This window comes from Sulfitobacter sp. 1A13496, from assembly GCF_043557225.1.
Taxonomy (GTDB): domain Bacteria; phylum Pseudomonadota; class Alphaproteobacteria; order Rhodobacterales; family Rhodobacteraceae; genus Sulfitobacter; species Sulfitobacter faviae.
The window spans coordinates 82,524-105,834 of record NZ_JBIFFP010000001.1 but is presented as its reverse complement, the minus strand read 5'-3'; the positions used below and the strand labels follow the sequence as shown (position 1 = coordinate 105,834).

The window sequence follows — 23,311 nt, the reverse complement described above, 5'->3', positions numbered from 1 at the left end:
GCGGTCTCCGTAATAACCTAGTGAATCTGTCGGGATTCCCTTACCCCTATGATACGGAGGAGACCAGAGTCAATCTGACCAAATTAGTCAGTTATTTTCAGGCCGCGGCATCTTTGCGTGGCGGCCCGATCTTGTGACGCCCAATCGGCACCATGCAGGGGGTCTGCGAGACCGGATCGTTGACGATACGGCACGACAGGCCAAAGACGGTTTTCACCAATTCCTCGGTCAGGACCTCGGCGGGCGGCCCCTCGGCGCGGATGCCCCCATCGCCCACGGCGATCAGGTGATCGGCATAGCGCGCGGCGAGGTTCAGATCATGCAGCACCATGACGATCGTCGTGCCTTGCGCCATGTTGAGATCGACCAGCAGGTCCAGCACCTCGACCTGATGCGCCACGTCCAGAAAGGTCGTTGGCTCGTCCAGCAGCAGCAGATCGGTCTCCTGCGCCAAGGCCATGGCGATCCATACCCGCTGGCGTTGACCGCCCGACAGGGTGTCGAGATCGCGCTCGGCCAGCTCCTCGGTCCCCGTCGCGGCCAGCGCGCGGGCCACGGCGCGGTCATCCTCTGCCGACCAGCGCGAGAACAGCCCCTGATGCGGATGCCGCCCACGCCCCACAAGATCGGCCACGGCGATCCCCTCAGGCGCGATGGGCGATTGCGGCAGCAGCCCCATGACCTGCGCCAGCTTGCGCGATTTCATTTGGTGCACCGCTTCGCCATCCAGCAGAACCGCGCCGGACTTGGGCTGCAAAATCCGCGCCAGCGTCCGCAAAAGCGTCGACTTGCCCGAGGCGTTCCCACCCACGATGGCCGTGATCTTCCCCGCCGGGACGGTGAGCGTTACCCCCTCCAAAATCACACGCTTTTCATAGCCCGCGCCCAGATCGCGCGTTTCAAGACGGTGGTCGTGGGTCATAGCGTGCCCCCATTTCTATTGGCGCGAACGATGAGATACAAAAGGAAGGGCGCGCCGACCGCGCCGGTGACGACCCCCACGGGCAAGCGGGCGGGCAGCAGGAACTGCCCAACGAAATCGCCCGCGATGACCAACACGGCGCCGACCAGCCCGGCCCCCAGCAACAAACCGGTCGTGCCCGGCAAAAGCCGCGCCGCGATGGGGCCTGAGAGGAAGGCGACAAAGGCAATCGGCCCGGTCGCTGCCGTGGCGATGGCCACAAGGCCGACGGCGGCCAGTGTCACCCGCAGCCGCGTGGCGTCAGCACGCACGCCCAAGGCTTCGGCGGTGTCATCACCAAGGCGCAGCACCTCCAAGTCGCGGGCGGTAACGGCCAAGAGCCCGCCGAAGACCAACAGCGCCCCCGCCACGGGCAGCGCTTGGACCAGTTGCATGCCGTTGAGGCTGCCGGTCAGCCAGCGCATCGCCTCGGCCCGGTCCCATGCGGGCGCTTCAAGCAAGACATAGGCCGTCACACTGTCGAGCATGGCAGAGACGCCGATGCCGATCAGGATCAGCCGCGCCCCGGCGGCACCGCGGCGCGAGGACAGCGCCCAGATCATCGCCGCGACCCCAAGCCCCGCCGCCACCGCGACGAGCGACACCAGCCAACCGTCGAGGGCCAGGATGACGATGGCAAAGACCGCCGCCGCACCTGCGCTGGCGCTGATGCCGATGATATCGGGGCTGGCCAGCGGGTTGCGCAGCATGATCTGAAACGCCACCCCGCCCAAGCCAAAGCTGGCCCCGGCCAGCAACCCCATGAACGCGCGCGGCAGGCGCAAATCGGTCACCACAAATGAGGCATTGGCCCCCGGCGCCCCCGTCAGCGCGGCCCAGACATCGCCCGGCGGTAGGCAACCGCGCCCACAGCTGAGCGTCAGGAGCATAAGCGCGGAAACGAGCGCGGCCAGCGCGACCAGCACCTGAACACGCCGCGTCGCGGCAGGGCGGAAACGGCGGGGTGCGGTAATGGTCACATCGCTCATAGCCCGCGCATCCTGTGATTGCGCACCGTCCAGATAAAGAAGGGCGCGCCGACAAAGGCCGTGACGATGCCCACGTCCAACTCATTCGGGCGGGCGATGACTCGGCCCAGCACGTCCGACAGCCCCAGCATGGAGGCCCCCGCCAAGGCCGAGAGCGGCAGCACCAGCCGGTAATCGACACCCGCGATCATCCGACACAGATGCGGCACCACCAGCCCGACAAAGCCGATCGGCCCGCAAAGCGCGGTCGCCGTGCCGCAGAGGATCACCGCCCCCGCCGCCGCCATAACCCGGCCCAAGGCGACGCTCTGGCCAAGGCCGGTGGCCAGTTCTTCGCCCAAGGCCAATGCGTTAAGAACCCGGGCCGAGGCGAGGCTCAGCGCCAGCCCCACCAGCGCGAAGGGCAAGGCGGGCAAGAGGGTCTCGAAACTCGCGCCGCCGATGCCGCCCACCTGCCAAGATTGCACGGAACCCGCGATGTCATTGCGCGGCAGCACCACCGCGATGATGAAGGCCGAAACCGCGACGGAGGTCGCGGTGCCCGCAAGTGTCAGCTTGAGCGGTGTCGCGCCGCCCTGCCCGGCGGAGCCAATCAGATAGACGAAAACCGCCGTCACCCCGGCCCCAGCGATGCCGAGCCACAGAAAGCTCTGCGCGCCGTTGATGTCGAACCAAGCGATGCCCACCACGACAAAAAGCGCCGCCCCCGCGTTAACGCCCAGAATGCCCGGATCAGCCAAAGGGTTGCGGCTGATGCCCTGCATCACCGCGCCTGCAAGACCAAGCGCCGCGCCCGCCAAGATCGCCAGCGCCGTGCGCGGCATCCGCACCGCGACTGCGGCGGCGCCGATGGTCTCGATCCGGCCGGTCATGCCCGCCCAGATCTCGCCCCACGGCACGACGCGCGCGCCCACGGTCAGCGACAGGCCGGTCATCAGCAGAAGCAGGCCAAGCAAAAGCGCGAGGCCTGCCAGCCGTTGGGGGCGCTGCACCTGCATTATTCGCCGCGCGTGGCGGCGGCGCTCAGCCGCGCGAGGTAATCATCGAGCACATAGTCGATCGACAGCGGTGTCGGGTTCGCGGCGGTGCCCATCGGGTCATTCGCCAAAAGCACGACCGAGCCGCGGGCGACAGCCGGAAAGCGCGCGATCAGCGGGTTTTTGGCCAGTTCATCCAAGCGCGCCTGATCGCCATAGGTCACCACAACATCCACGTCTTCGAACAGGTCGATCCGTTCTGCACTGACACGGCCCGAGTATTTCCCGGCCTCGCTGGCCTCGCGCACCGCCTGCGGCGTCGCCATGCCGAGGTCGGTCAGGAATTGCACCCGCTGGTCAGCGGCGGCGTAGAAACCGATGGTGCTAAGGTCACGCGGGTCAAGGTGGGTCACGAACATACCGGTCTTGCCCGCCAGTTCGGGATGCGCCGCGCGGGCGGTCGCGATCCGCTCTTCGATCTCGGCGACCATCGCCTCGCCCTCTTCGGCCATGCCGAGGCCCGCCGCATTCTGGCGGATCATCTCGCGCCATGTCGTTGTCCATGCCGCTTCGGGATAGGCGACGACCGGGGCGATGCGGCTGAGCGTTTCATAGTCCGACTGCGACAGGCCGGAATAGGCGGCGAGGATCACATCGGGCTGGGTGCTGGCCACGGCCTCGAAATCGATACCGTCGCCCTCATCAAAGAGCGTGGGCACTTCGGCGTCGAGCTCGTCCAGCCGTTCGATCACCCAAGGCAGCAGCCCATCGCCATCGTCGTCCCCCCAAGAGGCACGGGCGAAGCCGACCGGCACGATACCAAGCGCCAAGGGCACTTCGTGATTGGCCCAACCGACCGAGGCGACCCGCTCGGGACGCTCTTCGATGGTTGTCTCGCCGAAGGCGTGTTCAACGGTGACGGGAAAGTCCTGCGCCATGGCGGCGGTCGCGCCGAAGGCCAAGCAAATGAATGACAACGTTCTGAGCACCGCGGCCCCCTTAATCCGATTCTTTTAGTAAACTATTGCCTGTTATGCCCCAGCGGGCGGGGATGCAACAGGGCAGTTCATCGAATCACGGGGTCGGGCGGTGCCGGGGCCACCTGCAAAACGGCCCCGGCCTGTGGCTATTGGATGCTGACCTCGAAGGAGACGAAGCCCTGCGCGCCGGGTTGCAGCGCCCCCGTACAGGACCAGCGCAGCGCCCCGTCATAGCCCGGTGCATTCGCCAATGGCGCGTCCAAAGTGCAGGTCACCCCATCGGCCAGGGTGACCGGGCTGGGCACCGCCGCGGCCAGAGCCGTGTAGGGCGGCGTCTTGTCGTAGACGACGATGTCGCGCGCGGGCACGGTGCCCACGGTTTCGACATAGATGCGGTATTCCAACACATCCCCGGCAGCGGCGCCGTTGCTGACCCCTTCGGGCGTGCCGCGCGTCACGTTGCGGACGGTTTTGGACAGTTTCAACGTGCCCTGCGCCGCCTCAACCACCAACCGGTCGGTGTTGACGTTTCGCTGGGCGAGGCCGCTGGAGCCATAGCTGGTGTCGGCGACCAGATCGAAGGGATAGGTCGATCCCTGCGTTGCCGCGCCCGAGGCGGTGACCCGTGCAAGGACACAGATCAGCCCGCCCGCCTCGGTGGGCAGCGTTCCGGTGATCGCTTGGTCTGGCGTGCCGTCGCAATCCGTATCCTCGTAAAGCGCGGTCGAGAAGGCCCCTTCGGGGGCCGAGGCTTCGGCGGTGACGCTGAAGGTCACGCTTCCGGGGGCCGAGGCGATATACTCATGCCGCAGCGCCAAGACCTGTCCTGCCCGGATCGTCTTGTCCTGCGATTGGTTCAGCCGCGCCGCTTCGATGAGGCCGAAGTCGAGCCCGGCGTAGGCGGTGCCCGCCGCGGGGGTGAAGGTGAAGCGCCCGTCATGGGGATCGCCGTTGACCACGCCGGGCAAGGCCGCGCCGCCCTCGGATACATTGAGCAGACCCGCACCGGGCTCGGCCACCACGGTGACAGCGCCGCTATACCCCTCGGGCAAGGCCGCGCGCCATGTGCCGTCCGCCGCCAGATCGGGCGTGACCAACAAAGCGCCGCCCGCATCCAAGATCTCGACCAAGGCGCGGTCTGTGCCCGCCTCGCCAGTCTGCTGGGCCCCGTCATAGGCGTCGGCCCCCGCGCCGATGTCAAAGAACACCACGCCCGAAAGCACCGGACCGTTGGAGCGTCGGGCCACGCGGGCTGACGCCTCGTCATCATCGGCCAGCCCATCGCCGAGGTCATCCACCAGCGCGCCGGTGCCGGGGTCGCTGTCGGGGTCAGAAAGCGACGCGCCGATGATCTCTGCCTGATTTTCCGTGGCGCCTTCGCTCTGCATCGTGACGCGGATGGTCAGGCTGTGGCTGCTGCCCGAGGGCACGTCGCCAAGCAGCCACAGACCGGTCGAAGCATCATAGCTATCGCCCTGCGCCGCCGCATCGTCCGAGACATAGGCGAAGCCATCGGGGATGAGATCGAGCACCCGCACATCCGAGGGGCTGCCGGGCCCGGTGTTGGTCACGGTCAGCACGAGGTCAAGCGCCTCCCCCACCGTGGCCTCTGTCGCGGGGCTGGCGTCCGCCGCGCGTAGGATGGTTTGGGTCAGGGCCAAATCGGCCTCAGTCGGCAGGGTTTCAAAACCGAAATCAGAACTTACCGGGCTGCCGCTGCCCGCATCAACAGCAAGGCTCGCGATCGGGTTTCCCGTGGTCAGGGTGAGGCCCGCCGGTATCTCAGGGTCGGCCTCATCCACTTCGACCAGATAGGCACGTGCCGGGTCGAGGTTGCTGAAGGAATAGGCCCCCGCCGCATCGGTTTCGGTCACCGCCACCTGCGTATCATCGGCCCGGTCGCCGGGCGTGCCTGCATCGTCGAAAAGCGTCACGGTGATGCCCGCGGGCAGCGTGGCTTCGGCCCCGTCGCGGCTGCCGGAACTGTCGGCGTCCTCATAAAGCGTTCCGCCGATCCGGCCCTGCGGCAACAGATTGACGAGGGTCACGAGGTAATCCTCAACCTCCCCATCGAAGTTCAGACCGCTGAAGGGGTCTTGGGTCAGCGCGCTAGAGGTCGACCAGCGGATGCGGGCATAGGTGGTGCCATTGCCCACATCGACCGGCACGGGAATGTTCAGGCTGATCTGGTTGTTGAACGCGCCATCGGTATCGCCCAAGCCGCCGTCGCGAAAGTTGATGGCCACCTGTTCGGTCGGGTCGAAGACATTGTTCTGGTTGAAGTCGATCCAGAGCTGAAGATTGGTGATGCCTTCGGTCACCGGCAGGCCAAGGGCCAGTTGCACGCTGAGGGTCTCATGGGTCTGAATGGTCAGCGGCACGATGGTGCCCGCCTCAAGCACCGGGAACTCGGCAATGGAATCCTCGTCGTCGATCCCGTCGAGGTCGTCACCATCGGCATTGGCGCTGAACATGCTCTCGGTCTCGGAATCGGGGAGGCCACCGCCAAGATAGATGTCCGGCACGATGATATGGCGCGGCTCACCATAGCTGGCAGGCGCGTCGCCCCGGTCCACCAGATCGGCAGCCGCGATGATGAGGGAGTAGTCTTCAATTTCGCCATCGACGGCAAAGCTCGCCACCGGCAGCCCGGCCTCAGAGGAATAGCGGAACCGCGCGAAGGTGGTGGAGGTGGTGGCATCGCTGGGCACGGTCACGTCGATCTGGATCACGCCGTCGCCTGCCACATCGTCAAAGCCTGTGCCATCGTCACGCAGGTCGCGGGCGATGTTCTCACCAAAAGACCCTTCGAAGACCCCGTCGCCATTAAAGTCGATCCACGCCTGAAGGTAGCCCGCCCCTTTGACCGGAATGTTGAGCGTGCTGATCATCCCTTGGGTCATCACCGGAAAGATCACCGCGTCTTCGTCATCGCTGTCCAACAGGTCGTCCGCCGTGGCCGAGGCATCGGACTGCGCCACCAATTCGATATCGGGCGGCACATCGCCAAGATAGACCTGCGGCGTATCGCTGACCCCATGCGAGGCGGTCAGGTAAGAGATCGGCGCATCGCCAAAGTCGACCCCGAGCCCATCAAAGACCGCGACCGTGACCTGCGCCCGGTCGCATTGCGTGGGGTCAATGCTGTCACAAAGCTCATAGTCGATCAGGTAGGTGCCCGAGGGCACCCCCGGCGGGACGATCACCCGGCCCGCATCGACGCCTTGGGTTTCCAGCACGGGGACCAGATCACCGCTGTTCTGGGGTACGGCTTCGGTCAGCACTGCAAGCGTCGCGGTGGGGAACGCGGCAGGCAGCCCGTTGATCGTGTCGTTGGACATGACCTCTCCCGCCGTGCCGCCAAGCAGGCTGTTGAGCGGCGTCGCGGTATAGTCATCGTCGCCCGCCACCACGCTGGCCGAGGTATTCGCCACCGCGCAAAGCCGGATCGACGAGCCGCGCCGCGCGTTGTTCAGCGAACTGCCGGTATAGCCGTGGATGAACTCCCCCTCGGTGAAGCTGCCGTATTCATAGGTGGCATAGTTGTCGAAACCGGTCTCGTTCGGCTCTTCCGTCCAATTGGTTGGGTCACCCACCTTGGCGGGGTCCATCGTGATCGCCTGCCCCCCGGCGGGAAAACCGGCGAGCGGGGCGGTGTGGAAATAGGAAATGCCATCGGGCGCGAGCAGCGGGCCGACCACATCCGAACTGTCATCCGATGTCCCACGGCTGTCCACATCCGTCTGCTGAACGATCACCCCGTTGATACGGCTTTGCTCGACCGCCCGCCCTTGGGGGTTGGAAGGGGTGGCGCTGCCGTCTTCGACAAGGCGCAGACGGTAGGTGACGAAGCCGTTGTTAGCGGGCGTCATCCGCGCTTCGAGCGAGCCGTCGATATTGACCGCAGTGGCGTTGCTGATCTGGGTCGCTTGGAACACGACATCCAGATCGTTGCCATTGATGTCGGTGGTGACATTATCAAAGACGAAGATGTCCGAGGTCGTCAGCCCCGCCGCGCTGCCCGCCCCTGCCAGCTGCGTGCGCGGCTGCGCGAAAACCGACCGCGGGGTACAGGTTTGCGGGCCGGTGTCGGTGGACAGGACATTGGCGACGATGCTGGCGTTTTGCGGGTTGGACTGCAGGCGCGACACGAAAGGCGTGCCGATCGCGCCGATCCCCGCCGTGGCCGTACTGTCGACCGCGCCGGACAAGGCATCCGCCGCCGTCACGGTATATTCCGCCGTACAGGTCACCTTGCCGCCCGGGGCCACAGGTGCGGTGATGGCAGGGCAAGTGACCGTGCCGACAAGACTGTCTTCGATCACCACGTCTTGGTTCGGGTTGAAGGGCAGCTCCCCTGTGTTGGTCACCTCATAGATAAAGGTGACCGTCGTGCCCTGAAGCGCGGAGAGCGGGCTGGTAAACCGTGCAAGGCTGATTGTCTGTTCGGTGGTAAAGTTCACATCGGCGAAGATGCCGATCCCCCGCGCCCCCGCATCATAGGGCAGGGTCACTGGATTGTAGTAGCTGCGGACCTCGCCAATACTTTCGTCGTACCAAAGCTCAATCCGTGAGGTCGCATTGGGGTAGCTCAGCCGGATCGACCCATTGGTATCATCGCCCGAGCCAGGGGAGAGGAAGGCGCTGCCGTCGATGAAAAGACATTGCGCCTCGTTCCCGTTCAGCAGGCCGGTGTCGCCGGACCCCGGCCCGGGGCCGACCACGACGGTGGGTGCCGGCCCCAGTGTGGTGATACTTGGGTTGCCGTTATCACCAAAGGCGGTCACGAAATCGCAGCGGTCCCCGGTGCTGTGGTTGTCGGTGGGGTCGATGTCGAGGATGTCGACGGTAAGGTTGTCGACCTGAAACGCGACGCCGCCGGAACTGGCCGAGACGCTGGCGGTGATCCGGTCATCGCCGCGCCGCCCCGCATTCGGCGCGGCATCGCCCACGATGACAAGCGAATCGACACCGCCGCCCAGAACATTCACATCGTCGGGCGTGAAGATCGGATTGCCCTGCGCATCAGTGCTATAGGGGCGCAGATTGCCGGTGATCTCGACCGTCGTGTCGATCTCGAAACCATATTGGTCCGACAGAGTCCGCAACAAAGGCCCGGCAAAACCTGCGGGCCAATCGAAAGTGGACCAATCGATCGAGAAATCCCCGGCATCCGCGGGAGAGGAGGAGACGGCAAGGGCGGCGCAAACGGCGAAGGAGACACCGCGCAGCGCTATTCGGTTTGAGAGACGTTTCACAATTCACCTTTCGGTCCGAACCGGAGAACCCGCGCAACGAGGCCCCCAGCGAGAATACGAACAAATATCTACCGGACATTTATCGCGAATTGTCGTTGCCAATGCGAAGGTGCGTCCGGTCAAAGCAGATGCCGCTGCGGATAGCGCGATATACTTACGGATAGGTGAAACAGCTCTGGCCAGATCGCCAAATGCGCCCCCGGTCTTCCCCCCGAGGGGAGGACGGGGAAAACCGGTGGGGCGCATCGCTGCAAAGCTATCAGGGAGCCGCTCCCTGGGGTAGGGGAACGGGCAGCAGCTCCCGAGAAGGCCCGCGTTGTGAAGCATATTTTCAGGCGAAACGGTCGAAATGAACCGGTTGCCAGCTTGGGACGCGGTCATTGGTCTGGTCAATGACGCCTTCGTGCAGACCCGTCTATCGGCGGGCATAACTAACTATAGGTCGCGCCTCGCATCGTTGCATCTGGGCGGGGGTATAATCGGACTAGTCTTAAGGATAGGTTTCCGCCGCCCCGCCCAAGCAGATTTGTCAGAGGTCAAGCTGCGCCTTCATCGCCGCCAGCGTCGCGTCGCAGGTGGCGGGCAAAGCCTCAGCCAGCGCGCGGGCCTCTTCGTCCTTGTCGGTCTTGCAGGCGGTCTCGATCTCTTTGAGCAGCCCGTGCAGCCGGTCGGCGCCGAGCATGCCGCACATCCCGGCCATGGCATGGGCGCGGGCCTGTAGGTCAGGCAGAGCATCGGCTGCCATCAGGTCGGGCAGATCGGTCGCGACTTGTTGGTCGAGCTTTTCCACCCGCTCGCGCAGTTTCTCCGCGCCCAGCAGGTCAAGCAGATCTGCGATTTGTTGTTCCTTCAACAGGGGCCGTTTCGCGGATTTCGCCTGTACCGATGACTGGGCGCTGGCCAAACGCTCGGGCAGAGCCTGTTCGGGCATTACCGCGCGCCCCGAAAGTTCGCGCAGCTTGGCGCGCAGTACCTTCATATCCAACGGCTTTTGCATGAACCCCGACATCCCGACGGCGCTGAACTCCGCCCGTTCTTTCGGCATCGCATGGGCGGTCACGGCGATGATCGGCGTTTCGCGGTTGGGGCCCTCGCCGGAAAGAATCGCCTTGGTCGCCTGAATGCCGTTCACCTCGGGCATGGAGATATCCATCAGGATCGCATCGAAAGGCGCGTCTTCGGCCAGTTCGATCGCCTCGCGCCCGCCGGTGGCGAGGGTGACGTCATGGCCAATCTTCTCAAGCATCGCCTTGATCAGCTCGCGGTTGATCTCATTGTCGTCCACCAGCAGAAGGTTGAGCCGCTGGGCCGCCGCGGGTTCGGCGCGCTTTTGCGGGTTGGGGGCCGCATCGCTGTCGATCTCGGCCAAATCGGCAAGCTCTACCGGCAGGCGCAGGGTGAAACATGTCCCCTCGCCTACGGTCGACTCGCAGGTGATCTCACCCCCCAGACGTTTGACCAGCCGGCGCACGATCCCGAGCCCCAGACCGGTGCCCCCAGTGCGGCGCTCATAGCGGCTGTCGAGCGAGACGAAATCTTCGAAAATACGGTCGATATCCCCCGCCGGAATGCCGGAGCCGTCATCTTCGACCTGCAGGTGGAACGCTTCCCCCTCGCCCGCGGGTTTGGCGAACCAACCGCGCAGGGTCACATCGCCGCCGGGGCTGAACTTGATCGCGTTGCTTAAAAGGTTGACCAAAATTTGCTGGATCGCCCGCGGGTCCGTGACGATGGCCTTGTCGTCTAGCTGTGTCAGATCAAGATGCAGCCGGGTGCCCCCGGCCTCGGCCAGAGGGTCCATCGTGTTGATGATTCCCGCCATCAGCACGGTCATGTCACAGGTCTGACGCACCTGTTCATAGGTTCCCGCCTCACTGCGTTCAATGGCCAGCACGTCATTGATATGGCCCAACAAAATCTCGCCCGAGGTCATCGCCGCATCGAGATAGCGCTTTTGCTCATCATCAAGCCGGTCATCTTGCAGTAGTTGCAGGGCCGAGATCACACCATTGAGCGGCGTGCGCATTTCGTGGCTCATCATGGCGAAGAAACGCGACTTTTCCTGATAGGCATCAAGCGCTTCATCCCGCGCGGCGATGATCTCGGCCTCGCGGAGGCGCTTTTCGGTGATGTCCCGAATATAGGCGATAAAGAGCGACCCCTGCCCCATGGGCGATTGCGACACGGACATCTCAACCGGGAAAATGCGCCCGGCGTGGTCGATCATCTCAAACTCGCGGCGGCCCTTGTCGGCGACTTCGGTCTTGCCAGTGATGCGGAACCTTTCAAGCCGCTCGCGGTGCATCGTACGGTCAGCCGGGGGGATCAACAGGCTGATATAGTCCCTGCCCTTCGCCGCCTCATGGGTGATGCCAAAGATCTCTTCGGCGGAACCGTTGAAATCTTCGATCTCCCCCCGCTCATTGATGACGACGATCGCGTCGAGCGATGCCTGAAGGGTGGTCGCAAGGCGCAGGTGGTTTTCTTCGACCAGTTGCGATGTGCGGTTCAACCGGCTGGCCTGCCGCGAGAGGCGGTAGACCGCCCCGACCAAGGCAAGGGTGACGATCAAGACGATCGCCGCCATCACCTCGATCAGCCGCACGATCTCATGGCGTTCGTTTTGGGACAGCTCGCTGGCAATGGCGATGGAGGCGAGGGCAATCTCGCGGGGCACGTCTTCGATGCTGCGCAACATGGCGTCGATATCGTCCAATGCCGCGATCAGTTCGGCGTCGGACCCATCAATCGCAGGCAGGAACCCGTCCAGCAGGGCCCGTAACTCACGAATCTTCGGTTTGGCCTTTGCGTTGTTGCGCACCCGTTCGGCCAACAGAACGCGGCTATAGAAGATGTCGAACCTTTTGCGGAACTCGTCCAACGCTTCGGGCGTGGCGGATTTCGCCTGCGCCAAGGCGCGGTCGGTCTTGAGGAATTCGATCTCGATCTGCGTAAAGACCCATTCAGCGTGGTCTTGCTGCGCACTGTCGAGCGCCTGAATCCGGTCCCAGACGTTATAGGCCAGATAGGCGGCGATGCTCATCCCCAGCACGAGGATAAGCATCAGGACCTGTCGGCTTCTTGCGCGCGCGGGCCCGAATTTTCCTGCGTCGTTCATCCAAGCCCTCTGCGCCATTGTCAGTTACTCGACACTAATTCGGTCAAGCTGCCAGATCGACCGGCTGTAGACCAGTTCCGTCTGATAGGCGATGTCGCTGTCATAGGGGTAGACCACCCAAAGCGGCCCCTTGTCCCGGCGCGACATCTCCTCGCCATTGGTATGGTAGGCGATGATCGGCCCGTCTTCGACGGCGTCAGACATGGGGATTTCCACCGCATAGTCATTGATCGCCGTCGCGGTGATGGTGCCTTCTTCGACGTTCAGCGTCTCAAAGAGGTCTTTCAACGACACACCTTCGAATGCCTGCGTGCCATCGGTCCAGATCGTCGTTGTCTCAAAGCTAGAGACAGGCATTGATTTGAGATCTGAGAGGGTGAAGCTATGGGTTTCCTCGGCCAGCGTCACTTCGAGCACGGCCTCTTCGTCTTGGGCGGCAACCGCCGACGCAAGGCCCAGAGAAAGGGCGGCCGCGGTGATGGTCATGCTGAGGTACTGAAAGGTCATGTCAAATTTCCTTATCTGGCGTTGTGACCTGACCATACCCTGCCCGAATGACAGGCGCGAAGGCGCAGAAGCGCATCCCCCCTATACCAAAGGATAGGTGCGCCTGTCCCCGCGCGGCCCGCATTGCCATACCAAAGGATAGCGGCGCATGCCTTTGCCCCCCTTTCCCCTTGGGCTTTCATCTTTCTTTTGAAACGGGCACACTCTACCAATTAGAGAACGCCGGCCATTTTGGCTTCAGGAGATCTATTATGTCTTTGCGTATTTTAATTGCCGATGATCACGACATGGTCCGAGAGACCATCGCCATGTTTCTTGATGCGGATGGGGCCACCGTCACCGAAGCGGCGAGCGATCTGGCCGGAGCGCTGGACAAGATCAAATCAGAGCCGCCCTACGATCTGGTGCTGCTGGATTATACAATGCCCGGCATGAAGGGCTTGCAGGGTCTGCAAACCGTTCTTGATATCAATGAGGGTCGCCCGGTCGGGCTGATCTCCGGCACCGCCACTCGGCTCATTGCCGAACAGGCGCTCGAAATGGGGGCGATCGGCTTTCTGCCCAAGACGCTGCCCGCCAAGTCACTGGTCAACGCGGTGCGTTTCATGGCGGCGGGAGAGACCTATGCCCCGGTCACCTTCATGTCGGGCAAGGACAATCCCGAAGAGACGGATTTCGAGAAATCCCTGTCCGAGCGGGAGCGCCAGGTGCTGCGCGGATTGATGAACGCGCAGTCCAACAAAGAGATCGCCCGCGACCTCGATCTGCAGGAAGTGACGATCAAACTGCATGTCAAAACACTTTGCCGAAAACTGGACGCAAAGAATCGTACCGATGCGGCGATCATTGCGCGCGACGCGGGCTTCGTTTGAGGCCCGTTTCACACCCCTGAACCATCCCCGGCATCGGCCCAGCGCGTGCGCTGTAGCGCCCCCGATTTCCCCCTGAGCGTAAACCATAATCGCCCGCCTCGTGCGGGCGTTTTTGCGTTCGGCCTATAGCGGCCCGCGACGAATCAAAGATTCGGAAGCCCCATTTTTCCCAGCAAAATTAACCATCTGCGGAGCCCGCGCCCGGCCCGATTTCCGCGCCAAATGATAGGCCGCGGCGCGACCTGATAGGGTCACCTATCCTTTCGGCTAAGCGCCTGACCACAGGCTCAGCGAGTTAACCGTTCGCTCAGATGATATCGGTATCCGGTTCCCCGAAGATGAGAACAGGACAACGCAATGAGCGTGTCCGTTCATTGCAATCGCCGGCTCTTCACCGGCCAACAAGGGAACTACTAGATGCGTATCCATATCTCCCAATTGTCCAAGACACTCATCGCGAGCACGGCTTTGTCGCTCGCGGGTTTCGCGGCTGCCGCCGACGCGCTCACGAGCGAATTCTCCTTCCGCGTGGTGGAAACCAATGCCGAGGGCGAAGAAGTCCTCGTTGAGCGTCAGACGGTCCGCCCGGGCGAGGTCATCTCTTATGAGCTGCGTCACCAGAACATGACCGACGGCGCCATGGAAGGTCTCGTCATCGCCGCGCCGGTCCCCGAGGGCGTCTCTATCACATTGGGTGCCGAAGTGACCTCTGTCGCCGCGGTCTTTGAAGTCCAGGCCGAGATGGACCCCGAACAGGAAGGGCTGGAATGGTCCACTGTTCCCGCCATCCGCAAGGTCGTCGATGCCGATGGCAACATGACCGAAGAGCCGCTCCCTGAAGAGGCCGTCGCCGCCGTGCGCGGGACCCTCTCCGAACCGCTCGAAGCAGGCGATTCCGCCTTCAACAGCTACCGCGTGCGCCTGAACTAATCCCGGCGCCTCTCTCTCCACACTCTCTCCAACTACTATAGAACTAGGGAATATTAACGTGAAACACCAAACAACCTTCCTGCGCTCCGTAAGCGCCGTTGCTCTGACCGCCGTGATCGGCACCGTCGCTTTTGCGGCACCCGAAGCGGGCTCTGTCATCGGCAACCAAGCCGTAGCAACCTATACCAACGCTGCGGGCGACACGGTCACTGTGACTTCCAACACCGTTGAGACAGTCGTTCAGCAGGTCGCTGGCGTCACCCTGACATCCGACAACACCGAAACCATCGCCCCCGGCGGTAAAGCCTTCCTCCCGCACATCATCACCAACGATGGTAACGGCCCGGACGCCTTTGCGCTGACCGCAGTGGAAACCGACAGCGGCACGCTCGATACTTCGCAGTTGGTCTTCTACCCCGACGCCAACATGGACGGCGTGGCCGACAGCGCCACACCGCTGACCGAGACCCCTACCCTCGCCCCTGGTGAACAGTTCGGCATCGTGATCGAAGCCTCTGTCGCCTCCACCGCGACCGGTTCCGACACGATCACCATCACGGCAGCCTCCACGCTCGACGGCACGGTACTGAGCACCAACACAGACACGCTGACAATCTCCAACGACGCGATTGTCGAGTTGGTCAAATCGATGACCGCGGACCCGGCTTCGGGGGGCAACCCCAATATCATCGACGCAGGCGATACGGTAACGATCACGCTGACCTACTCCAGCACCGGTCTGGCCGCGGCCAACAACTACTCTGTGCAGGACGTGCTTGATGGCCGCCTGACCTATGTGCCCGGCTCGGCCCGTTGGTCTGACTCCGCCACACCGCTGGACGATAACAACGGCTCCACCGTGGTCGACACGACAAACGGCTCTGGCGAGACCATCGCTTGGGACTATGACGACGCGCAGAACGTCAACTTCCTGATTTCCTCTGTCGGTTCTGGCCGCTCGGGTGAGGTGACCTTCCGTGCCGTGATCGCGGATACCGCCAACGCGGGCATCATTACCAACGTGGCGACCCAGGACGTTGACGGCGTGGCCTTCCCGCCATCGAACACCGCCTCTGTCACCGTGGACAACCAATATGCGGTTGCGGTTGCTGATACGGCGATCAACTCCAACGGCACGGCCAACCCGGCGATTGCCTCGGCCACCGACGATGACGCGGCCAACAACGATGTCGTCACGGAATCCGGCGATGTCTATCAGGGCGGCACAATCCGTCAGGAATTCGTGCTGACCAACCTCTCCAACAGCCCGGACAGCCTGACCCTCGACGTGACCAATGGCGACTTCCCGGCTGGCACCACCTTCCGCTTTGTCGGCGCCGACGGTATCACACCGGTGGTCGGCTCTGTCGGACCCTTGGGTATCGGTGACAGCGCCAAGGTGACCTTGATCGCCACATTGCCAACCGATGTCGCACCGACCGCCACCACCAACTACACCGCCGTCATCACAACGACCTCGGACAACTCCGGCGTCAGCGATGTGTCGACTGCCGAATTCACCGGCGCGGTTCTTGCGGCTTCGGTCGATCTTGAGAACGCCGTGGTCGGCTCCGAAGGCGATGGCGCGGCACCGACGAATGGTGGCAACCCATGGGTCACCCAGTCGACAGACCCGGGCGCACCGGTTGTCTTCGAGATGCTGGTCGAAAACAACGGCCCCACCTCGGACAGCTTCAACCTGTCGCTGGATCAAGCCCTGCCCGCAGGCTGGACGGTTGAGTTCCAACTGCCCGACGGCTCGATCGTGTCGAACACCGGCACCATCCCCGCAGGCGCATCGCAGGCCATCCGCGCCGTGATCACGCCAGCCGATGGCGCTCTGCCGGGTGACACGCTGGTCGACGTCGCGGTCGTCTCTTCCGTCTCGGGTCAAGGTGACCGGATCGTCAACCAAGTTACGGTCAACGAAATCTATGACGTGAAGATCATCGAAGACCAAAGCGCGCAGGCTTCGCCGGGTGGTATCGTGGACATCCTCCACACCATCTCGAACGAAGGGAACGTGGCCATCACCGAAGCGTCGATCACGCAATCGGGTCTGACCAACTTCTCCGGCGCGATCTTCTGGGATCAGAACGGCGACGGTGTGATCGATCCGTCCGAACCGGTGATCGACAACTTCAATGACCTGACCGACGGTGTCTCGCCGGGTGTGAACGGACTTGCCCCGGGCGACAGCATCTCGCTGATCTACCGTGTGCAGACGCCTTCGACAGCCACCCAAGGTGTGTCCGAAGTCGGCACCATCACCATCGACAACACGTTGAACGGTGTCGGGACCGATATCGACCAGACCAACAACGCCGTCGAAGACCGCGTGGTCATCATCTCGGGCGATGTCACACTGAGCAAGTATCAGTACATCGACGCGAGCTGCGATGGCACCGTGGGCACCTTCACCAAGACACGTCTTGATGTCGAGCCCGGCCAGTGCATCCGCTACATGGTCGAAGCCGAGAACACAGGTGCCTCTGCGGCGGACAACGTGATCATCACGGACGCGGCCCCGGCCTATACCGCGATCACGGACTGTGGCGGCGCCTGCCCTGAAAGCCTGTTCCCAGGCACCAGCACGGCCACCGTCACCTCGACCAACGTATCGAGCACGCATGGCAGCATCCTTCCCGGCGGCTTCGCCCGGGTAGAGTTCACCGTGCGGGTCGACGACTAAGCGACCTCTCGGGCGCCCCCGGGCTGAGCGATGCTCTCCCGGGGGCGCCCCCCCTCTCCCCGTTTCCGTCTCCCCCATTTTTCACGCCCTTCCCAGGGATCGCAACAGGAGCAAGCTGATGCGCAGTTTCCTTATGTCTAAAGCCCGCCCGGCTCTGGCCCTGATCAGCGCCTCCGCACTGGGCCTGAGCCTTCTGCCCCAGACCGCCACCGCCGCCCCGGCCCCCGGTGGGTCTTTCATCCGCAACGTGGCAGAAGTCAGCTATTTCAACACCTCCCTTGGCATCATGGAACGCGTCTTCTCAAACCCAGTACGGGCGGAAGTCGCCGCGGTTCCCGGGCTCGAAGTGACCGGCTACTCCGACCTTCTGCTGACCCGTGGTGCCTTTGGCCGCTACCATTTCGACGTCATCAACAGCGGCAACGTGTCGCTTTCCACATCGGTCAGCATCAGCGAGCAAGGCAGCGCCAGAATGATGTCGCGCCAATCGCTTTTCCCTGACCTGAACGGCAACGGCCTGATCGATACCGAAGACCGCGCCTTCGACATGTCCGCGCCCTTCATGCTCGCCGCGGGCGAGCGGATGCAGCTGATCTATGAATTCCGCATCTCAGCCGAGACCCCCGTCAGCACCCAATTCGCCAGCATGCTGACCGCATCTGCCGTGACCGAGGATGGCCAAAGCCTGACCGAAGACGCCATGGGCGTCTCGCGGGTCGAGGAAGGCGGGCTCGAAGTCTCGAAAGAGCAGGTCGTCGCCGAGAGTGACGCGGGCGCGCTCATCACCTACACCCTGCGGCTGCGGAACGACTCCGAGCGGGACGCCTTTGGCTACCCTGAGATTGAGGGCCAGCCGATCGTGATCGACGGCACGCCCCGGACCGGCGTCTTGCTGCGCGATGCGATCCCGCTGAACACCGTGTTCCACGCGGTGCAGGATTCGGGCACCATGACCGCACTGGTTCACATGCGCGGCGCGCCTGACCACCACTACGTCAGCGTCGCCCCCGCCGGGCTTTCCCATGACGTGGATGCGGTGGCCTTCTTTCATGAGGGCGACTACGCCGTCGGCCATGCGACCGATCCCAGCTTTTCGGTGCGGGTGCCTGCCGACCTGGGCAAGGTAGAGGTGCAGAATACCGCCTCGGCCTTTTACAACAACCAAGAAAGCACCCTGCTCTTGGCCTCCAACACCGTGGTCTATGACCGCGATACAGAGACGGTCGGCACCTTGGTCTTTGAACACCCCGAGACCGGCGCGGACCAGCCCTATGGCACGCCGGGCAGCGACACCCGCCTGCGCCTCACCTCGGGCGCCTGCAACATCAGCACCGAAGTCGACAGCACGGCGGTGACCATCCGCAGCATGCTGACCGGCGATGTGGAAACCATCATCGCGACCGAGACCGGGGCCAACACCGGTGTCTTCCTCACCCCCGCACTGCCGATGGCGCAGATGTCACCCGCCGTTGCCGGGGATCAGGTCATGGCCACTGACTTTGGCGATAGCTTCATCGCGACGGCCTCTTGCGACAGTGCGGTGCTTGAGGACGATCTGATGATCAACCCCGGCAACTTCCTGTTCAACTCCGTCACCAACGCCCCGATTGACGGCGTCGCCGTGGCGCTTGTCGATGCCCGTTCGGGCAACGAAATGGCCCGCACCCAGACCGACCAGCGCGGCTTTTTCACCTTCACCGAAATGCCCGAAGGCGACTACCGCTATGCGGTGATGGACGCGCCCGCATGGATCTTCCCCTCCGCGCGTCTGGACTATGCCGGTATGGGCCGCAATGTGATGGATGCCGGTTGGGGCCGCGCGTTCAGACACGCGGGCGGCGCATTGTTCGTCTCCGACATTCCGGTGGATCCGAATTACGGTACGCCTCTGGCGCTGGACAAAGCCGCCGACCTTGACCGCGTGGGCCATGGTGAATTCGTCACCTATACGCTCAGCTTCACCAACAACATGCACCAAGCGCTGATCGGTGGCGAAATCCTTGACCGGCCTGCCTATGGCGTGAACCTCGTGCCCGGCACGGTAACCCTGAATGGTGAGCTGCTGGGCGATCCGCAGGAGATCGGCAACGGCGACCTGCGCTTTGACGTGGGCATGTTGGAGCCGCTTTCCAGCCATGAGCTGTCCTATGTGATGCAATTCTCTGCTGCCGCCCGCGAAGGCCGCAACGAGAACACCGCAATCCTGTCGGGCCGCCAAGCAGGTACCGGGGTACTGCAACAGTCGCAGACCGCCCGCGCCATGGTACGGCTCGACAATTCGGGCGGTGTCTTTGCCCGCCAGGGCACCGTGCTGGGCGCCGTCTTCATGGATTGCAATGGCAACGGTCTGCGCGACCGCGTTGAGGATGAACCCGGCATTCCCGGCGTGCGCATCGTGACCCAGGAAGGGCTCTTCGTGGTGACCGATATCAATGGCGCCTATTCGCTCAACGGCATGCGTCCGGTGACCCATGCCTTCCTCGTGCAGCCCGAAACCCTTCCCGCCGGAACCGCGGTGCAGGTGACCCGCACCAACGATCTGCGCCGGGGTGGCTCGCGCATCGTGCCGCTGAAGAAGGGCGAGTTGCGGACCGAGAACTTCGCCGTGGCCCAATGCACCCCCGAAGCGCTTGAGGAAGTCGGCAAACGCCGCGACCATTTCGCCGGCAAACGTCAGACCCCCGGCATGAATTCAGCCGATCTGCCGATCGACGGCCAGCGCAGCAGCACCCGCTCCGTGCGCGGTGAGGCGGGCATCGCCACCACCACTCAGCTGACCCCCGGCATGATCGCGGCACAAAGCGAAGAGGCCGGGCGTGAACCCTCCTCTGTCGCGCAAGCGGCGCGTGCCTCGGCCCAGCGTCAATCGCTCGACAGCATGATCCAGAACCTCGATAGCGCGCCGGGCTTTGTCGACTTTGCCGAAGACACGTCCGTCACCCGCGCCACACAGAACATCCGGATCAAGGGCAAGGCCGATCTGACGCTGTCGCTTCTGGTGAACGGGCGCGAGCTGGGCGGCGACCGGGTGGGCGAACGCACCAATCTGGCGAAAAACAATGTGCAGGCGCTGGAATATGTGGCCGTGAAACTGGCCTCGGGCGAGAACGTCCTGACACTGGTGGGCCGTGATGGTTTCGGCATCGAACGCGTCCGCAAAGAGCTGCGCCTGACCGCCCCCGGCAAACCCGCCCGGATCGAGATCCTGATGCCGGAAACCGCTTCGGCCAATCCCGCCTCAGTGGTGCCGGTCGTGGTGCGCGTACTTGACGCCGGGGGCCGCCCGGTGCCCGCATCGGGCACCGTGACCCTCGCCGCTCGCCGGTCGCTTTGGGATGTGACCGACATCCGCAGCAGCGCGCCCGGCGTGCAGGCCTATCTCGACAATGGCGAGGCGACCTTCAACCTGATCCCACCGCAGGCCTCCGGCCCCGACTTGATCACCGTGCGCTCCTCCTTTGGCGAGGCCGAGGCGCGGGTGACCTTCACCCCCGACCTGAACGAACGTGTGCTGGTCGGTGTGATCGAAGGCGCGGTTTCGCTGAGCGGCGATGCGGGCAATGTTATCGAAGAAGACCGCGTCAGCGCCTTCGAGGACACCACCACCGGGATCCGGGGTGAGCTTTACCTCAAAGGGGTGATCCGTGGCGACGCCCTGCTGACCCTGCGCTACAGCTCGGACCGGGACACCGAAGACAGCCTGTTCCGCGACATCCGGGGAGAGGAATACTACCCCGTCTACGGCGACAATTCCGAACGCGGGGCCGATGCGCAATCTTCGTCCAACCTCTTCGTGAAGGTAGAGAAAGGCCGCTCCTATGTGCTCTACGGCGATATCGCCATCGCGCCTGAGACCAGCGCGCTGAAACTGGGCGGCCTGCAACGGGTCGCCACCGGCGCCAAGGGCCACTGGGAGAACGACCGCGTGTCGGTCACCGTCTTCGCAGCCCGGACCGCGCAAGAGCAGCAGATTCAGGAAATCCGCGGGCGCGGTGTCTCGGGCCCCTATGACCTTGATCTCAGTGGCTATGTCCAAGGGTCCGAGCGGGTGGAAATCCTCGTGCGGGACGAGGACGGCGGCGATATCCTGTCGGCCACGCCCATGCTGCGCGGCACCGACTACCTGCTCGACTTCTTCCGCAACACCATCACCTTCGACAGCCCCGTGCGCCAGTTCGACCTTGACGGCAACCCCGTGTCGATCCGCGTGACCTATGAGGTCGAAGCCGAAGGTGCCGAGGCCTACTGGCTCTACGGTGGTGAAGTGAACTATGCCCTGTCCGAGCGGACCTCGATCGGCGCCCGCGCGGTCCATGCCGACGCCCCCCTGGGCAACGCGGCCCGCCAGCGGATGCACTCTGCCTACCTCCAGCACGAAGACCGCCAAGGCGGGCTGTGGGAGGCCGAGGTGGCCCGGTCGGAGAACGCCATGGGCGACAAGGACAACGCTGCACGCCTGTCCTATGAGCTGAAGACCGAAACCCGCCACTTCGCTTTCGAGGCGATCCACACGGGCCGCGACTTCTACGCTCAAGGCGGGTTGGCCCGCCCCGGCACCACGCAGGTCCGCCTGAGCTATGGCGAAGAGATCGACCGGCGCAGCGACATCGCCTTCGGCGCGGAATACACCCGCGACCGGATCAACGACAGCACGCGGCTGACCGTGGACGCGATCTATTCCCGGCATCTGAGCAAGACCCTGCGCGGCGAGATCGGCCTTGAGTACAGCCGGGACCGCACCGCCAGCGGCAGCGAGACCGACACCGCCCTGATCCTCGGCGCACACTGGACCCCAGCGGCCCGCCCCGGCACCGTGATCGAGGCCAAGCTGCGCGCCCCGCTCAGCGGTGACGCCCCCACCGAACTGACCCTCGGCCTTTACGACGAGCCCAAGAACGGCTGGCGCGTCTATAACGAGATCGAGCTTCAGTTCGGCAGCGACGCACTGGTCACCCGCGCGGCCTATGGCTTCACCTATACAATGAACGAATGGGTCACCGGCCGGACCGAGATGACCAAGGCCAGCGGCACCAGCGACACCACCATGGTTCAGGGCCTGTCGGTCGATTGGGACATCAACGAAAGCACCAATCTGCGCGCCGATCTTGAGCATTCGCGCAACCTTGAGACCAATGACGGGGAGCTCACCTCCTTCGCCATCGGCACAAGCTGGGAATCGGCGGATGGTGACTGGGTCGGTGATGCCGAGCTGGAAACCACTTGGGAAGAAAGCGGCCAAACCCACTACGCCAGCTTCGGCATCGCGGGCAATGTCACCCCTGACCTGACCGTTCTGGCCCGCAGCCGTGCCGCGCTCGACCGCCGCGAGGGCGAAGACTCCCGCCGCATGCGCACCCGCATCGGCGCGGCCTATCGCCCCAAGGATAACGCGCGCCTCGATGTGCTGGCTTGGTACGAGCACCGGCTGGAAGAAAAACACACCAGCACGGAAACGCATCTGTGGTCGGTTGACGCGAATTACGAGATCGACGCCGACCTGCGGATCAACGGCAAATATGCCGGCCAGTACCAGAAGATCGGCACCAATGCCGGCGCGCGGGCCAACACCACCACGCAGTTGATCCAAGGCGGTCTGAACTACGAATTTGGCGACGACCGTTTCCAACTCGGCCTCAACGCCACGCATCTGTGGGACAGCGAGGGCAATTCTTCCAACGGGATCGGCGCCGAGTTTGGCTTCACCCCGCGCGAAGGGGTCCTGCTGGCGCTCGGCTACAACAAGGCCCGTGGCCGGGTGGCAGGGCAAAGCAGCCTCTATGACGAAGGGTTCTATTTCCGGTTCAACCTGCTGTTGGACAACTCACTCTGGACCCAGTTCGACCAGTTCCTCGGAAGCTGACCGGGAGACTCAGCCCCGAGGGAGAGCCACGTTCCAAGCGCATCTGGAACGTGGCTCATTTTTCTTTCAGAGCGCGGCGTCGCTCCAAAGTCGACCCGGCCTATTCCAAGTGCCGGGCCGACTATCCTTTCGAGACGCTAACTAGCTGTCCGCATTAATGAAATATC

The 23,311-nt window shown here is 63.6% G+C and carries 11 protein-coding genes; 4 read left to right on the top strand and 7 right to left on the bottom strand.

Going from position 1 to position 23,311, the window contains the following annotated elements; genetic code table 11:
* Positions 1-97: 97 nt before the first annotated feature.
* From ACGYLX_RS00510 to ACGYLX_RS00480, 7 genes are all read right to left on the bottom strand, one after another.
* Entirely contained in the window at positions 98-922 is an 825-nt protein-coding gene (locus ACGYLX_RS00510) for an ABC transporter ATP-binding protein (RefSeq protein ID WP_394417036.1), read from the bottom strand.
* On the bottom strand, positions 919-1,950 hold the full coding sequence (locus ACGYLX_RS00505; protein ID WP_394446726.1) for a FecCD family ABC transporter permease: 1,032 nt from the start codon (positions 1,948-1,950) through the stop codon (positions 919-921). The genes ACGYLX_RS00510 and ACGYLX_RS00505 overlap by 4 nt, the downstream gene beginning before the upstream one ends.
* A complete protein-coding gene (locus tag ACGYLX_RS00500; protein WP_394446724.1) occupies positions 1,947-2,948 on the bottom strand; it encodes a FecCD family ABC transporter permease in 1,002 nt (333 codons plus the stop codon). The genes ACGYLX_RS00505 and ACGYLX_RS00500 overlap by 4 nt, the downstream gene beginning before the upstream one ends.
* Positions 2,948-3,865 carry an iron-siderophore ABC transporter substrate-binding protein gene (locus ACGYLX_RS00495; protein WP_209218398.1) on the bottom strand — a complete coding sequence of 306 codons (918 nt, stop codon included), beginning with the start codon at positions 3,863-3,865 and terminating at the stop codon, positions 2,948-2,950. Before ACGYLX_RS00495 ends, ACGYLX_RS00500 begins: the two co-directional genes overlap by 1 nt.
* Positions 3,866-4,053: 188 nt before the next feature.
* A complete protein-coding gene (locus ACGYLX_RS00490; protein ID WP_394446722.1) occupies positions 4,054-9,165 on the bottom strand; it encodes a GEVED domain-containing protein in 5,112 nt (1,703 codons plus the stop codon).
* 529 nt (positions 9,166-9,694) lie between these two features.
* Complete coding sequence (locus tag ACGYLX_RS00485) at positions 9,695-12,229, bottom strand: ATP-binding protein (protein ID WP_394446720.1); 2,535 nt, start codon at positions 12,227-12,229, stop codon at positions 9,695-9,697.
* A 78-nt stretch (positions 12,230-12,307) separates the two neighbouring features.
* Complete coding sequence (locus ACGYLX_RS00480) at positions 12,308-12,790, bottom strand: molybdopterin-dependent oxidoreductase (RefSeq protein ID WP_394446718.1); 483 nt, start codon at positions 12,788-12,790, stop codon at positions 12,308-12,310.
* A gap of 251 nt (positions 12,791-13,041) precedes the next feature.
* On the opposite strand from ACGYLX_RS00480, the gene ACGYLX_RS00475 reads away from it, so the two are divergent.
* From ACGYLX_RS00475 to ACGYLX_RS00460, 4 genes are all read left to right on the top strand, one after another.
* Positions 13,042-13,662: a response regulator transcription factor gene (locus ACGYLX_RS00475; protein ID WP_067267389.1), complete on the top strand. Its 621-nt coding sequence runs from the start codon at positions 13,042-13,044 to the stop codon at positions 13,660-13,662.
* A gap of 417 nt (positions 13,663-14,079) precedes the next feature.
* Complete coding sequence (locus ACGYLX_RS00470; protein WP_394446716.1) at positions 14,080-14,592, top strand: hypothetical protein; 513 nt, start codon at positions 14,080-14,082, stop codon at positions 14,590-14,592.
* Positions 14,593-14,650: 58 nt separating this feature from the next.
* A complete protein-coding gene (locus ACGYLX_RS00465) occupies positions 14,651-17,284 on the top strand; it encodes a beta strand repeat-containing protein (protein ID WP_394446714.1) in 2,634 nt (877 codons plus the stop codon).
* A gap of 118 nt (positions 17,285-17,402) precedes the next feature.
* Positions 17,403-23,144: a hypothetical protein gene (locus tag ACGYLX_RS00460; protein ID WP_394446712.1), complete on the top strand. Its 5,742-nt coding sequence runs from the start codon at positions 17,403-17,405 to the stop codon at positions 23,142-23,144.
* The last annotated feature ends 167 nt before the right edge of the window (positions 23,145-23,311 follow it).

What these genes read in the sequence shown, in the direction of transcription:
- ACGYLX_RS00510 (WP_394417036.1), bottom strand. Translation starts at nt 922, where the DNA reads ATGACCCACGACCACCGTCTTGAAACGCGCGATCTGGGCGCGGGCTAT.
- ACGYLX_RS00500 (WP_394446724.1), bottom strand. Translation starts at nt 2,948, where the DNA reads ATGCAGGTGCAGCGCCCCCAACGGCTGGCAGGCCTCGCGCTTTTGCTT.
- ACGYLX_RS00480 (WP_394446718.1), bottom strand. Translation starts at nt 12,790, where the DNA reads ATGACCTTTCAGTACCTCAGCATGACCATCACCGCGGCCGCCCTTTCT.
- ACGYLX_RS00495 (WP_209218398.1), bottom strand. Translation starts at nt 3,865, where the DNA reads ATGGCGCAGGACTTTCCCGTCACCGTTGAACACGCCTTCGGCGAGACA.
- ACGYLX_RS00475 (WP_067267389.1), top strand. Translation starts at nt 13,042, where the DNA reads ATGTCTTTGCGTATTTTAATTGCCGATGATCACGACATGGTCCGAGAG.
- ACGYLX_RS00460 (WP_394446712.1), top strand. Translation starts at nt 17,403, where the DNA reads ATGCGCAGTTTCCTTATGTCTAAAGCCCGCCCGGCTCTGGCCCTGATC.
- ACGYLX_RS00485 (WP_394446720.1), bottom strand. Translation starts at nt 12,229, where the DNA reads ATGCTTATCCTCGTGCTGGGGATGAGCATCGCCGCCTATCTGGCCTAT.
- ACGYLX_RS00505 (WP_394446726.1), bottom strand. Translation starts at nt 1,950, where the DNA reads ATGAGCGATGTGACCATTACCGCACCCCGCCGTTTCCGCCCTGCCGCG.
- ACGYLX_RS00470 (WP_394446716.1), top strand. Translation starts at nt 14,080, where the DNA reads ATGCGTATCCATATCTCCCAATTGTCCAAGACACTCATCGCGAGCACG.